At 36.4% G+C, this 15,026-nt stretch carries 14 protein-coding genes; 9 read left to right on the top strand and 5 right to left on the bottom strand.

The annotated features are described in order from the left end of the window. Positions 1-9: 9 nt before the first annotated feature. Both HQN86_RS01625 and HQN86_RS01620 read left to right on the top strand, forming a co-directional pair. The gene (locus tag HQN86_RS01625; RefSeq protein ID WP_172659300.1) at positions 10-1,323 is read left to right on the top strand and encodes a sensor histidine kinase; all 1,314 of its coding nucleotides are present in this window, start codon (positions 10-12) and stop codon (positions 1,321-1,323) included. Between the two features lie 77 nt (positions 1,324-1,400). After that, positions 1,401-1,604 carry a hypothetical protein gene (locus tag HQN86_RS01620; RefSeq protein ID WP_172659299.1) on the top strand — a complete coding sequence of 68 codons (204 nt, stop codon included), beginning with the start codon at positions 1,401-1,403 and terminating at the stop codon, positions 1,602-1,604. Positions 1,605-1,666: 62 nt separating this feature from the next. On the opposite strand, the gene HQN86_RS01615 is transcribed toward HQN86_RS01620, so the two are convergent. From HQN86_RS01615 to HQN86_RS01605, 5 genes are all read right to left on the bottom strand, one after another. Next, positions 1,667-2,521 carry a sigma-70 family RNA polymerase sigma factor gene (locus tag HQN86_RS01615; RefSeq protein WP_172659298.1) on the bottom strand — a complete coding sequence of 285 codons (855 nt, stop codon included), beginning with the start codon at positions 2,519-2,521 and terminating at the stop codon, positions 1,667-1,669. A gap of 170 nt (positions 2,522-2,691) precedes the next feature. Further along, entirely contained in the window at positions 2,692-3,054 is a 363-nt protein-coding gene (locus tag HQN86_RS27045; RefSeq protein ID WP_317171629.1) for an aminotransferase class V-fold PLP-dependent enzyme, read from the bottom strand. Between the two features lie 18 nt (positions 3,055-3,072). Continuing rightward, on the bottom strand, positions 3,073-3,237 hold the full coding sequence (locus HQN86_RS27040; RefSeq protein ID WP_317171628.1) for a hypothetical protein: 165 nt from the start codon (positions 3,235-3,237) through the stop codon (positions 3,073-3,075). Beyond that, positions 3,218-3,568, bottom strand: coding sequence for an aminotransferase class V-fold PLP-dependent enzyme (locus HQN86_RS27035; RefSeq protein ID WP_317171633.1), 351 nt, complete (start codon positions 3,566-3,568; stop codon positions 3,218-3,220). The genes HQN86_RS27040 and HQN86_RS27035 overlap by 20 nt, the downstream gene beginning before the upstream one ends. 226 nt (positions 3,569-3,794) lie before the next feature. Then, positions 3,795-4,811, bottom strand: coding sequence for a LacI family DNA-binding transcriptional regulator (locus HQN86_RS01605; protein WP_172659297.1), 1,017 nt, complete (start codon positions 4,809-4,811; stop codon positions 3,795-3,797). 287 nt (positions 4,812-5,098) lie between these two features. Between HQN86_RS01605 and HQN86_RS01600 the strand changes: the two genes are divergently transcribed. The 7 genes from HQN86_RS01600 to HQN86_RS01570 all read left to right on the top strand — a co-directional run bounded on the left by HQN86_RS01600 (position 5,099) and on the right by HQN86_RS01570 (position 14,973). After that, positions 5,099-7,516, top strand: coding sequence for a TonB-dependent receptor (locus HQN86_RS01600; RefSeq protein WP_172659296.1), 2,418 nt, complete (start codon positions 5,099-5,101; stop codon positions 7,514-7,516). Beyond that, positions 7,516-8,676 (top strand): PepSY-associated TM helix domain-containing protein, encoded by a 1,161-nt coding sequence (locus HQN86_RS01595; protein WP_172659295.1) that lies wholly within the window; start codon positions 7,516-7,518, stop codon positions 8,674-8,676. The genes HQN86_RS01600 and HQN86_RS01595 overlap by 1 nt, the downstream gene beginning before the upstream one ends. A gap of 136 nt (positions 8,677-8,812) precedes the next feature. Then, positions 8,813-9,787, top strand: a complete 975-nt coding sequence (locus HQN86_RS01590; protein ID WP_172659294.1) for a GlxA family transcriptional regulator — start codon at positions 8,813-8,815, stop codon at positions 9,785-9,787. 173 nt (positions 9,788-9,960) lie between these two features. Beyond that, positions 9,961-11,895 (top strand): 30S ribosomal protein S1, encoded by a 1,935-nt coding sequence (gene rpsA, locus HQN86_RS01585; protein WP_048907135.1) that lies wholly within the window; start codon positions 9,961-9,963, stop codon positions 11,893-11,895. Between the two features lie 113 nt (positions 11,896-12,008). Then, a complete protein-coding gene (locus tag HQN86_RS01580; RefSeq protein ID WP_172659293.1) occupies positions 12,009-13,619 on the top strand; it encodes a beta-N-acetylhexosaminidase in 1,611 nt (536 codons plus the stop codon). Between the two features lie 67 nt (positions 13,620-13,686). Further along, positions 13,687-14,208, top strand: a complete 522-nt coding sequence (locus tag HQN86_RS01575) for a zinc ribbon domain-containing protein (protein ID WP_172659292.1) — start codon at positions 13,687-13,689, stop codon at positions 14,206-14,208. Then, the gene (locus HQN86_RS01570; RefSeq protein WP_172659291.1) at positions 14,209-14,973 is read left to right on the top strand and encodes a CPBP family intramembrane glutamic endopeptidase; all 765 of its coding nucleotides are present in this window, start codon (positions 14,209-14,211) and stop codon (positions 14,971-14,973) included. It abuts the gene before it with no gap. The last annotated feature ends 53 nt before the right edge of the window (positions 14,974-15,026 follow it).

The following is a 15,026-nucleotide window of genomic DNA, read 5'->3' as shown; positions in this document are numbered from 1 at the left end:
AATCCAATTATGAAACTACAATTTAAGCTTGCCTTATATAACACGCTAACCAAGATCGCTATTATTACCTTTCTGGGGATATTAATACTGGTATCTATTAATCATATCTCGGTAAAACACCTTCAGCAGCGTTTGATTCAGAAGAAAGCTAAATTTGTATCAAACCTCTCAACTGGAGAGATCAATGACTTACTCACACAACAAAAAACCTTTACCGATTACAACCTACTTAAGGAAGAATACATCATTCTAAAAGAAATTAAACAAGACAACAAACCCCTTAAAAATCACTTTAGCCAAGAAATACGCAGTATAGAAGATAGTGAAGAGGAGTATCAGATCCTTACTACAGACCTGGTTTTTGAAGGGACAAGATATGAACTCGAATTGGGCGAGACCATGGCAACGGTATACCAATTAGAACATACCATTTCAGTTTTTACATTTTTTATACTTCTTGCTGCAGTTATCTTAACATTAATAACTGACCTGGCTTTCACCCAATTTTTACTAGCTCCTTTTTATCGGATTATAGATCAGAAGCTAAACCGGGTAAATGACCCAATCAACTTCAATTATGAACCAATAAAAACCACAACAGAAGATTTCAAAATACTAGATAATAGTATCAGCATATTAATGAATAAAATTGCAACCTTATTTTTAACAGAAAAGGAATTTATTGCCAATGTTTCTCATGAATTACTTACGCCGATTTCAGTTTTAAATACCCGACTAGAAAATTTACTGAACGATGAAAAGCTATCTCCAGAGGGTGAAAACAAATTATTTGCCTGCCTTAAAACCCTAAGTCGTCTGAAATCAATTATAAACAGCTTGTTGTTAATTTCTAAAGTTGAAAACAATCAGTTTAACAAGCCGGATCTTATTTCTATAAGAGATACAGTAGCCGAAGTATATGAGGAATTAGAACATAGGCTTTTGATGATGAGTTTAACACTAAACATCAATCTTCCTGAAGATTATACTTTTACCGGAAATCGTTCACTGCTCCACACTTTAATAAGTAATTTGGTTAGCAATGCCATTAAATACAATGTTCCATCGGGTGTGATAAACATATATGGCAATAAAGAAAGTGATGGTTTCCATCTTTACATTGCCGACACTGGTCAGGGAATGAACCTTGATGAAGTGAAAGATGCCTTTGTTCGTTTCGAAAAATTCGAATCAAAAAAGGAGGACAGCTATGGTCTGGGTCTGGCTATTGCAAAAAGTATAGCGGCATTTCATCAGATTATAATAGATATCAAATCTGAAAAAGATAAAGGCACTACGGTCGAACTTATCTTCCATTTTTAGCCTTTATCTATCTTCATTAAATCTTCATGTTTGCTTTGCAACTTTGATCTAACAATTAACACAAAATAATTTTAGATATGAAAAGAACAATCTTAGCGTTAGCATTAGTTGCAACAACTTTTGGCGCATTTGCACAAACTCCTGCTGCTCAAAAACCAGCTACTCAAACAACTGCTGCTGCTCAAAAACCTGTAGCCCACAAAACTAAATCACATAAAAAAGCCGCTGTTAAAAAAACCTCTACAGCTGTTGCCCCAAAAGCAGCTGAAAATAAAAAATAAGGCAATTAATTAGGTTCAATAGTTTTGTCTAGCCGTCTGTTTATTAACAGGCGGTTTTTTATTTAAAAGCGATAAGAAGGGTTGTTTCTTAAATAAATACGTATAAACATTAAAACTTCATCTTTTAGCTGTCGGACCCTCTCTTTACAACGGTTTAAAAAAATTGATATGTCTTCAAGAGTATGAACAGTTTGGCCTATTCCAAAAAACATTTTTAGTATCATGTGTTGTCTGGAAGGTAATATCTTAAGTAATCGCTCTATATCATATTGAAAAGATTCGTGGATCAGCGAGGCATCTGTAGCGGGTGAATTCTCATCTGCAATAGTATCCATTAAAGTATAACCTGTTTCATCATTTATTACCATATCAAGAGAATGGGTCTTTTGTGAATCCAATATACAATCCGTTATTTTGTCTTCAGAAATACCAAGTTCTTCACTAAGCTCCTCATAAGTAGGCAACCTTTCATTTTTTTGCTCAAAGTAATTATTTGCATTATTAATCTTCAGTAAGTTTAAAATTTTGTTACCAGGCAACCTTACTATACGATTACTTTCTTGTAAATATGTCCAGATACTCTGACGAATCCACCAAACGGCATAAGAAATGAGCCTAAATCCACGGGTCTCATCAAATTTCTCTGTAGCATATATAAGTCCAATATTGCCGGCACTAATCAAATCGACCAAAGGAAGCCCTTTGCCCTGAAAGGCTTTTGCAATAGAAACCACAAAACGGAGATTGGCCTCGACCACCTTATCCCTTGCTCCTGGCACATTTTCTCTCACTTTTTTTATAAGACTTACCTCTTCATCTGGAGTTAATAAGGGGATTTTGTTTATCTCATTTAAGTACCATGATAATTCTCTAGAATCCCTGTTTAAGATTGATTGAGTGATCTTTAATCTTCTCATACTGCATTTATATTTGTTTAAGTTTAAAATTTCTAAATAGATCTTTGTTTGTAAAATCGTTCATACAATGCACCAAAACTTCAACACCCGAAATATCCATCGCATTGTAAAGAGAAGCCCTAAAACCACCCAAAGAACCAAAACGTCCAATTCCAACTACTCCCCTGCTTTCAGCAAAATTCAGTTTCCCGTTCCCTGTTGTACATTTTGAACGTTATGTTCATTCTTGATCTGTCAGCCTTGTCTGCCAATCCATAAAAACAATTGCTACGGTCAATTGCATCATAAAGCAGATTTGCTTTTGCTATATTCTTTTGTTCTGCTTGTTTAACACCTCCCATTTCCTTTAACCAGCGTAAATTCAGCATTGCCACATAAATAGAAAATACAGGAGGCGTATTAAACATGGAATTATGACTATCATATATGCGATAATCTGACATGGAAGGAATTAGGTTTTGAATTGCTTGTAGCAAAGCTTTTTTAACAATTACCAATGTTAAACCAGCCGGTCCCATGTTGGGCGCCTGCATAGATCAAGTCAAAATCTGCTACATTAATTTCTCTGCTGAAAATATCGGAAGACATATCACATCCATTGGTACCTCCGTTTCAGGGAAAGCAAAAATCTCGGTGCCTTCTATTGAATTATTTGATGTACAATAGAAATACGCTGAGCCAGCAGGAATATGGTAATCATAAGGTATATAAGTCATAGTCACTACCTTTTGAGCTTGCTGCTATATGAACAGGCCCGAACAAACTGGCCTCCTTAATGGCTTTTAGAGAAAAGTATCCTGTGTCTAGATAAACAGCCCTTTTGTGAGGTTGCATCAGGCACATGGGTACCATAGAAAACTGTGTGCTTGCACCACCTTGTAAAAACAGAACACTATAGTCATCAGGCACTTCTAAAAGCTCCCTTACAAGACTTTGGCATTCATTTATTACATTTTCAAATTCTGATGAGCGGTGAGAAATCTCAAGGATACTTAACCCTGTTCTATTATAATTTTTAACAGCACCCGAAGCACTATTTAAAACAATATCCGGAAGAATACATGGGCCTGCTCCAAAATTATATTTTTTATTAGCCTTTGCGGTTTAGGTTGATACCCGCAAAAGTCGGAAGGATCTTTTTAAAAAATAAAGCCCATAAAGTTCAGTAAACTATCCTGTATCGGAAAGATTTACCAAATCTTATTTAGTTCCAAAATCATTCTAATAAATTTAACCAAATATAATTTTTGGATAAACGCTGAAGCTATTGTTATTATTTGACTGTAGTTGAGTCCCTGATGTTTAAGACTGTAGGTAATATTACCTCATAAGATTCATGATCTCCTTTTTGATTATCCAGTCTATTCAATAATATTTTCATGATATTTTCGGCGATTTTTTCAAGTGGCTGGGCTACTGCTGTAATTGGAGGAGCAGAGAATTCAAGTAGTTCAAAATCGTCAAAAGAAAGCAAAGCTATATCTTTAGGAATTTTTAAACCCAATTTCTGTATTGCTCTTAGGCTTGCCATAGTGATATAATTAGTAGCACATATAACTGCATCTAACTTTTTTTCTTCTTTCAAATAATCAGCGACCTCTTGAATTAATTCATTCGAAGGCGCATAAGTAAGTTTTTTAACATATGAGTTTAGCCCTTCTGCTTTAACCGCATCTTCATAACCACTCAAACGATCGAGCATCTGTTGCTCAATTGTATCAATAGTAATAAATCCAATGTTCTTATACCCTCCATCTTTTAGGTGTTTAACAGCGCTACATGTGCCTTGATGATTATTAATAATTACATAATCAGTTTTTATATCAGGGAAATACCTGTCAAACAAAACAACTGGTTTCCTACTCTTCGTCAGCAACTTTACTTCATCTTCCAAACCATGAGGAAGAGCTATGATATAGCCATCAACATGTCGGTCCTGAAAAATCTGTAGCAATTCCTGTGCTTTCGTTTTATTATTTTTTGTGCTGCTATAAATTATTTTATAGCCCTTTTGTGAAGCCTTTTCATCTATAAGTCGTGCAATACTGGAAAAAAAAGGCTCTGAAATATCATCAACCAAAAACCCGATAATATTGGTTTTTCCAGTACGAAAACTTTTTGCCAAAGCATCTGGCTTATAACCCAGCTCTTCAACGAGTTCTAAAACCTTCTTAGTCAATGGTTCACTAATTCTTTTTTCTTTAGCTTTACCATTTACTACAAAAGAAACCGTACTGATTGAGATACCCAATAATTTAGCGATATCCTTAATTGAAACTTTTTTTTCCATTAATTTAATTCCCGATTAATATTGCAATATAGTAAATCAGGAATTATTTCCTATTCTTCCATCTAACTAGCTTGCAGTATAGGTTCTTTAACCCCTTCGGGATTATCAAAGGTAGGCTCCTTCCAAAACATTTCATTTTTTCTCCTAAACCAACGTTTTAAAGATATTTTTTAAAACCACAAAACCAATCAGATTAGATTAATTCTAAATAAATTTTGATTATAAAATATTAGACACTTACTTTGCAGCAAATTAGAATTAATCCAAATAAGCAAACAAAAGAATAAATGAATAATTTTAGAGTATTTAATGTACTTATAACGCTGTTGTTTCTCTCAGTTAATGCTATGGCCCAACAAACCGGCAGCATTACCGGAAAGATCACCACATCAGATGGGCACAATGCTGCATTTGTATCTGTTAAGTTAATTGGGACACCGTTTGGGGCAACTACGAATGAAAAGGGTGATTATGAAATCAACAAAGTGAATCCTGGAAGATATACCATAAGAGTTTCAGCGGTTGGTTTAAGTCCTCAAGAAAAAACCGCAGACGTTACAGAATCAACAAGTACTAAAGTTGATTTTGTATTGAGAGAAGACCTTAGCACACTGGAAGAGGTAAACATATCTACAAATGCCAAAAGATACAAAGTAGATCAACCCTCATCATCTTTAAGATTAAACCAACCATTGTTAGAAATACCGCAAAACATTCAGATTGTTAGCTCATTAGCCCTGGCTGATCAGCAAGTAATTAGCATGAGTGATGGAGTACTCAGGAACGTCAGTGGAGCTGCAAGGCTAGAGCATTGGGGCGACATGTATACCAATATCACAATGCGTGGTTCACAAATTCAAGCGATGCGAAATGGATTTAACTTTGTTGCATCATACTGGGGACCGCTTACAGAGGATATGAGTATGGTAGATCATATTGAATTCGTGAAAGGACCAGCAGGTTTTATGATAGGTAATGGAGATCCAAGTGGAATGTATAACGTTGTTACCAAAAAACCAACGGGCAACAACCGTGGAGAAGTTTCTTTTACCGCAGGCAGCTTTGACCTATATAGAACCAGTATAGATTTTGACAGGAAATTAACCGATGATGGAAAGTTGTTGTTCCGATTGAATGCCGCGGCTCAAACAAAGGACTCATTCAGACCGTTTGAGAAAAATGACCGCTACACCTTTGCGCCTTCATTAAGCTACCAGTTATCCAATAAAACTAAATTAACTGCAGAATATGCATGGCAAAATGCAAAAATGACGGAAGTAGGTTCGTTTTACATCTTCTCTCCTGAAGGTTACGCCACCCTGCCCCGTGATTTTACACTTACCCAACCGGGAGTGCCTCCAACCAGAATTAACGATCATAGTGCTTTTATTAATTTACAACACAACTTTAGTAACAACTGGAAAGCAACGGCACAGGTAGCCTATTCCAAATACCTGCAAAATGGATATAGTTCATGGCCATCTGCAGTATACGCCAACAGCACCCTAATTAGAAATGTTGGTATTTGGGATGCTGAAAGCACCATGAAATTAGCCCAATTCTTTATCAACGGAAAGGTAAAAACAGGTGGTATTAATCATAATATTTTAGCCGGCTTTGATGGAGGAAAAAAAAGCTATATGGCAGATTGGGGTCAATCCCATGATTTGGATCTCCCATCTTCACCTTTTGATTTAAAAAATCCTAACTATGGTTTTCCATCTAATGGCTATCCTGAATTTGACAGAGTAACTAGTTTGAAAGACCGGGCAATTGCCGCAGGTGGGTTAATGGACCAAAAATACCTAAGCGGTTATCTACAAGACGAACTTGGCTTTCTGGATAACAGAATTCGTTTAACACTTGCCGGAAGGTATACCTATGTAAGCCAGTCGGCATGGGGAGGAAGTCCCGACAAAGCAAAACATTTCACACCGCGTGTGGGATTAAGCGTCTCGGTAGACAAAAATACTTCTATATATGCTGTATACGATGAAGCATTTATACCCCAAACTGGATTTTTACGTAATGGGGGAAGTATTGATCCAATTACCGGAACCAATTACGAAGTTGGTATTAAAAAGGATTGGTTTGATGAAAAATGGAATACTACTTTATCTGTATACCGAATTCTTAAACAGAACGAACTTGCTTCAGACCCCTCCAATGGAGCTGGCGATAACTTTAGCATAGTTGTTGGCGAAAAAAGAGCACAGGGTATAGAATTCGACTTAAAAGGCGAGATCTTTACTGGCTTGAAATTGATAGCCAATTATGCATATACAGATGGCAAGGTAACCAAAGTAGCAGATGGTGTAACTGATATGGCTGTTGGCGATGTAGTTCCCGGCTTTTCAAAACATACCTCTAATGCCTGGTTAAGTTATACTTTACAAAGGGGAGCTCTTAAAGGCACAGGTATTTCATCAGGCTTTACCTATCTGGCAGGCAGAGCTATGGGTACGTATAGCGGAGATAATTCAGAACAGAATCTACCTGATTATTTTAAGCTGGACGCCGGACTTTTCTGGGAAAACAAAAATCTAAGAATCACTGGAAACGTATTTAATATCCTGGATAAATATTTATATTCAGGAGCATATTACACCAATTATTGGAACGCACCAACTTATGAACAAGCAGTTTATTCATGGCAGGCAGAATCTCCAAGAAATTATAGATTAAGTATAGCCTATAAATTTTAATGATTAATAACAAAAAATACCGGTTTAAATACTGGATTGGACGAATACACTTATGGCTCGGATTAACATCCGGGCTATTTGTATGTTTTCTAGGTATCACAGGCTGTATACTGGCATTTCAGCGGGAAATAGAGGATACAGTACAATCTTACAGATATGCCGAGATAAGAAATGAGCCTCTGCTACCTCCTTCCAAAATAAAGAAAATTGCAGACCGTGCACTGCCTGGTAAAGAAGCCCATAGTATAGGATATCAAAACGGAAGAGCCTCAATAGTATCTTACTTTAAAGAAGGTGAAGACTATTACTGGACTGTATATGTAAACCCATATTCAGGTGAAGTTTTGAAAGTGAAAGATATGGCCTGGGACTTTTTCAGGATCATGATAATGGGCCACTATTATCTCTGGCTACCTCCAAATATCGGTCAGCCTATTCTCGCTACTGCCACCTTGTTATTTACTTTCTTATTATTTTCAGGATTGATACTTTGGTGGCCTAAAAATAAAGCTGCAAGCAAAAAACGCTTTACTGTAAAATGGAATGCAAAATGGCGAAGGGTAAACTATGACCTCCACAATGTATTTGGCTTTTACATGACATGGGTGCTGATTTTTATAGCATTTTCTGGGTTGGTAATGGGTTTTCAATGGTTTGCTAAATCTGTCTACTGGGTATCTTCAGCTAGTAAGAAGATGATTCCTTTTGAAGAAAGTATCTCAAAAAGCGCTCTTGATGCTAAATTAGTTGCGTCAGCTGTGGGTAAAGCACCCGCAGAGGATATTCTTTGGGCAAAGGCAAGAACCGAAAGACCCGGTTTTGAAGGCAGTATGGATGTGCATCCCCCTCATGCTAAAAACTCAGCAGTAGAAATATCGATTAATCCTGATCCCGACACTTATTGGAAGTCGGACTACCTGTTTTACGACCGTTACACACTACAAGAAATAGAGGTAAACCATATGTATGGTAAACTTGAGAATGCGACAGCAGCTGATAAGATCGCCCGTATGAACTACGACATTCATGTAGGAGCAGTATTGGGGCTTCCGGGAAAAATAATGGCCTTCGCAGCCAGTTTGATTGCTGCCAGCCTACCCATCACCGGCTTCCTGATTTGGCGCGGACGGAAAAAGAAAAGCAAGCAATCTCTCACTTAATTCACACATTGTGCAAACTTCCTTCACAAAAAAGCACCTACTAGTGAGTTTGGTGTGAAGGAAGTCTGAGCATTGTGTGAAGAAATCATTGGCTTGAGCATTTTTTTCCTAATTTGCATTTCCAAATGCAAAACCTATGATACAAGTTGCACTATTATTAACTAAAAAATATCGTCTCCTTAGTATTGCTGCGATTTTAGACGTATTTGATACTGTAAACAGCTATTATAAATCGAATGGTAAGGATGCTATTTTTAATTTGAATCTATTTTACATTGGAGATTACACCAATGAGGTAGCCATCTTTGAAAAATATATTCCCAAGCTTTTAACTTCCTCTGATAGACAAGACATTGTGTTAATACCTGCATTTGACACCGGAGAAATAGGCTTATCATTAAATGAAAATGTTGAGTTTTTACCCTGGCTACAACAACAATATAAAAAAGGTGCAGAGATCGCCAGTTTCTGCACTGGAGCATTCTTACTAGCCGCAAGCGGTTTGCTTAATGGTAAACAAGCAACCACTCATATCAACGCCAGCTCAGCTTTTGCCTCTTACTTTCCAGATGTAACTTTTAAGCCTGATGCCGTAGTTACTCATGATACAAGAATATATACAAGTGGTGGCGCAACAAGTAGCTTTCATTTACTACTTAGGTTAATTCATAACTACTGCAATCGCGACGTAGCAGTACGTGTAGCCAAAATATTTTCAATTGATATGAACCGTGAGCAACAAAGTCATTTTGGATCCTTTACCCCTATTCGCGACCATGGAGATGAACTGGTGTCCAAAATCCAGCATTGCATGGAAAACACCTATAGTGAGCCTATAACAATTGATGATATATTAAAACAAATCCCATCTAGCCGGCGCAATATTATCAGACGGTTTAAACAGGCTACGGGGAATACACTAATTGAATATCTTCAAAAAACCAGGATAGAAGCCGCTAAAAAACTCCTCGAACAAACAAATCAAAGCATTTTGGAAGTTATGCTAAATTCAGGATATAATGATCTTAAAACCTTTAGGCAGCTGTTCAAAAAGAATTCCGGAATGCCGCCTAAAGATTATCGCGATAAATTTAAAGTGCGGGTTGCATAGCACAAATCCCCCAACCTTTTTAGAATAACTATTATATATATACTTATTTAAATGTTGTGGCAATCCCTACACAATCTGTTCTAAATCAACAACATTTATCAAAAAAGTCTTTTCTTTAAAAATATTAATTATTATCTTTGCCGTCCCTAACGGGAAAAGGAGATTTAATTTTAATGGCTAAAAAACAAGTAGCAGAAAAAGAACTAGAGGCTAAAACAGCTGAACTACAAGGCGCAGATGCTCGTCTTGCAGAAAAAGAAACCATTGAATCAGAAGCTGATTCAGTGTCGATCGAACAGATCAAATCATCGTTAGCAACACCTGATCAAGATTTTGACTGGGATGCTGATGATAAAGTTTTCGGAAAATACTCGGATGAAGACCGTAAAAAGTTTGAAGACATGTATACCGATACTTTCAATCAAATCACTCAAGGTGAAATCATTAGCGGTACTGTTGTTTCTATAAACAACAAAGACGTGGTATTGAACGTTGGATTTAAATCAGACGGTTTAGTATCTACTTCTGAATTCCGTGATACACCTGATTTGAAAGTTGGCGATAAAGTTGACGTTTTCGTGGAAGCTCCAGAAGATGCTAACGGCCAATTGATTTTATCTCGTAAAAGAGCTAAAACTCAGAGATCATGGGAAACTATCAATGAAGCCCTTGACAATGACAGAATTATCAACGGATTTGTTAAAAGCCGTACTAAAGGTGGTCTTATTGTTGACATTATGGGTGTTGAGGCTTTCTTACCAGGTTCTCAAATTGACATCAAACCTATCCGCGATTACGATGTATACGTGGGTAAAACAATGGAATTCAAAGTTGTTAAGATCAACCACGAGTTTAAAAACGTAGTTGTATCTCATAAAATCTTAATTGAAGACGACTTAGAAAGCCAAAAAGTTGAGATCGTATCTAAACTTGAAAAAGGTCAGGTACTTGAAGGAACTGTTAAAAACATCACTGACTTCGGTGTATTCATCGATTTAGGTGGCGTTGATGGTTTACTTCACATCACTGATATTTCTTGGGGCCGCATAGAGCATCCAAAAGAAGTATTGAGCTTAGACGAAAAAATCAACGTTGTAGTTCTTGACTTTGATGACGAGAAAAAACGTATCGCATTAGGATTAAAACAATTAACTCCTCACCCTTGGGAATCTTTAGATGCTAACTTAGCTGTTGGTTCTAAAGTTAAAGGTAAAATTGTTACTGTTGCTGATTACGGTGCTTTCCTTGAAATCATTCCTGGTGTTGAAGGTTTAATTCACGTATCAGAAATGTCTTGGTCTCAAAACTTACGTAGCCCTCAGGAATTCCTGAAAGTTAGCGACGAAATCGAAGCTGAAGTTTTAACTTTAGACAGAGACGAGCGTAAAATGAGTTTAGGCATTAAACAATTAACTCAAGATCCTTGGCAAAATGTTGCTGAAAGATATCCTATTGGAAGCAAACATACTGCTGTAGTCAAAAACATGACTAACTTCGGTGTATTTGTTGAAATCGAAGAAGGTATTGACGGTTTAATCCATATATCTGATCTTTCTTGGTCTAAAAAAGTTAACCACCCTAACGAATTCACTAAAGTTGGTGATACATTAGACGTAGTTGTTCTTGAATTAGACGTTGAAAGCCGTAAATTAAGCTTAGGTCACAAACAACTTGAAGAAAACCCTTGGGATACTTTCGAAACTATCTTTACTGTAGATTCAATCCACCAGGGAACTGTTGTTAAAGTAACTGATAAAGGTGCTGTTATTGCTTTACCTTATGGTGTTGAAGGTTTCGTACCTACTAAGCATATGGCTAAAGAAGATGGTACTACTATCAAAGCTGAAGAAACTAATGATTTCAAAATCATTGAGTTTAACAAAGATGCTAAACGTATCGTTGTTTCTCACGCCCGTATCTGGGAAGAGGCTAAAGCTGAAGCTGTTGCTGAAGAAAGAGCTACTAAGAAAAAAGAAGCTAAAGCATCTAGCAATGCAGTGAAAAAAGTTAAAGATTCAGTTGAAAAATCTACATTAGGTGATTTAGGCGTGCTTGCACAATTAAAACAACAAATGGAAGGTGAAGAGAATAAAGCTAAAAAAAGCTAGTTCCATTTAACTTTATATAATATAAAGGCCCTCAAAATTTGAGGGCCTTTTTTTTGCTCTAAAATTTGGACTCATATTATTACTTTTGAGCAACACACATGATACCTCCTACTATGAGAATAACACTTAGCTTATTTTTACTCATCATTCTTTCCTTTAAACTGAGTGCGCAAGATATAATACCTGCACCCGTTGAAATGAGGGCAGGATCCATACCCAACGAGAAATTTAGTATCGATAAAAACACTGTGATCTTTATTAATACTTCACAGGCGCAGTCTTCCGCTCAATTCTTATCAGATTATATCTCTAACCATTATAACTTACAACTGGAAATAATTACTGAGATTACAAAAATTGGCCCTCGGCGATCTATAAATTTAATTGTAGACAGCACATTATATCCCAATCCTGACAAGTACACACTCTCAGTGCTTCCAACCACAATAAATGTAGGGTCGCCATCTCCCCAAGGCATTTTCTATGCGATACAAAGTATTATACAGCTTTTACCATCGCAACCAGACAATCCGGAAAAACTGACTATTCCAACAGTGGAGATTATTGATTATCCCCGCTTTGCCTATAGGGGAATGCACCTTGATGTTAGTCGGCATTTTTTTGATGTTAATTTTATTAAGAAATACATTGATTATCTGGCACTGCACAAACTAAACTATTTCCATTGGCACCTGACTGATGACCATGGTTGGCGGATAGAGATTAAAAAACACCCCAAGCTTACGGAAATTAGTGCATGGCGTAATGGAACTATTATTGGCCTTTATCCTGGAACAGGAAACGACGGGATTAGATATGGAGGATACTATACACACGAGGAAGTTAAAGAGATAATAAAATATGCAGCAGAAAGGTACATCACCGTTATTCCTGAAATTGAAATGCCCGGACATAATATGGCAGTATTAGCCGCTTATCCGGAATTGGGAACCACTCCTTCCATACCAACTCAGGTGGCGCAAACATGGGGTATCTTCAACAAATTCAATAACGTGTTACAGCCAACTGAGAAAACATTTAGCTTTCTGGAAGATGTTCTGACAGAAGTAATGGAATTATTCCCTTCTCCGTACATTCATATTGGAGGTGATGAATGTTCAAAGATTTGGTGGAAACAATCTCCATTTGCCCAAAAGCTGATTAAAGAAAAAGGATTAAAAGATGAGAATGGTTTACAAAGCTATTTTATTCATAGAATGGAAAAATTTGTAAACAGTAAAGGAAAAACGATAATTGGATGGGATGAGATTCTGGATGGTGGCCTGGCGCCTAATGCTATTGTGATGAGCTGGCGTGGAGAGAAAGGTGGCATTGCAGCGGCAAAACAACACCATAAAGTAATCATGACTCCAGAAAATTCTATGTACTTTAATCACGGTCAGTTTATGAAAGATGACTCATTGACGGCGGCTAAATTTTTACCACTAAAAACTGTTTATGATTATGAGCCCGTTCCTGCTGAACTTACTGCCCAAGAAGCAGAATATATTTGGGGCGGACAGGGAAACCTTTGGTCGGAATATATTGCAAATCCAGCCAAAGCTGAATATATGCTTTTCCCCAGATTAGATGCACTTAGCGAAGTTTTATGGAGCCAAAAAAATAAACGCAATTATGTCGATTTTAAGAAAAGGCTAAAGACGCAGTTTAAGCGTTACGATTTAATGCTTATAAATTACAGTAAAACATACACAAATAAGTAAAGGTAATTTTCAATTAATTTTGTGATTACTTATTACAGTTATATCTTTAAATAAATTAACGCCTTATATGGAATATCATACAAACTCATGTCCTTGTTGTAATAACAAGCACGAATCTGACGATTTATTTTGCAATGGATGTGGCTTCCCACTTAAGGGAACTCAACAAGAACAAGACTTTTTTTATTCTGAAAGAAATGCTAAAGAAATCGACCTTTCGGATTTAAATAATAATGTCGAATCTGCCCGAAAATCACTATACTGGATTGCAGGACTTAGCGTAATATCATTTTTTGTTGGATATTTTACAGCTAAAAATGAACAGGATAAATTCGCTATTCTATTTACCTCGGTGATACTTATAGGAGCTTTTTTAGCTTTTGGCGTATGGAGCAAAACCAAACCAACAGCAGCTATGATATCCGGATTGTCACTTTATGTGATTATCCATGTTATAAATGCCATTGTAGACCCCGTTACAATATTTTCAGGCATAATTTTAAAGGTGATCATTATTGTTTACCTTATAAAAGGAATTAGATCAGTTTTAGAAGTCGACAAACTAAAAAAAGAACTGAACATCAATTAATTGGAAACTCAGGAAATTCAGCAAATAGAATGCAACCACTGTAATGGTTTAATATCTATCAACAATAAATATTGCAACATTTGTGGTAAAGAACAGAAAAAAGACCAAACTCTTATAGACTCTAGAAAATGGCCCGGACTTAAACAGATCGGGCTATTTTTTGCTATAGAGCTTACTTGCTGTGTTGCAGCACTATCGATAGATAATTTCGACATATCTACAGCAATTCTCTTTGATATAATAATGGCGGGAACAGCGGTGCTATTCTTCTCTTATAACTGGAGAGAAAATGCGCATCTGTTAAAATGGCCAAATTTTTCCCTTAAAAAAACTATTATCTGTATTATAATAAGTATAACGGCATCTATTATAGTTCAATTTCTTGTTGAGCATTTAAACCACTCGCTCTTCAATACAGATTATTCTTATTACACTATATACAAGCCGCATAAATATGGCAAATACATCATGATTATTTCAGTTGCCTTATTCCCAGCATTATTTGAAGAGCTGGCTTACCGAGGCTATCTGATGCAAAAATTACTAACAATCGTAGACAAAAAAGAGGCCATATACATTACCTCTATTCTATTCTTTTTTATGCACCTCAGCATGACATCATTTTTCTGGATGTTACCTTTTTCAATTGTCCTGGCCCAAATAAGGATTAGAGAAAATACACTTTGGTATGGAATTATAATACATTTCACTTTTAACCTCACGGTATGTATGATGGAGATTTCAACTTTTGATACCTTGATTTAAATTACAACCTAGAATATTTTCAAAAAGCTTACTCAGAGGTTTGGTGTTACAAC

This window comes from Pedobacter panaciterrae, assembly GCF_013204795.1.
GTDB classification, from domain to species: domain Bacteria; phylum Bacteroidota; class Bacteroidia; order Sphingobacteriales; family Sphingobacteriaceae; genus Pedobacter; species Pedobacter panaciterrae.
The sequence above is the reverse complement of the archived record's forward strand: the minus strand, read 5'-3'. Positions and strand labels throughout refer to the sequence as shown.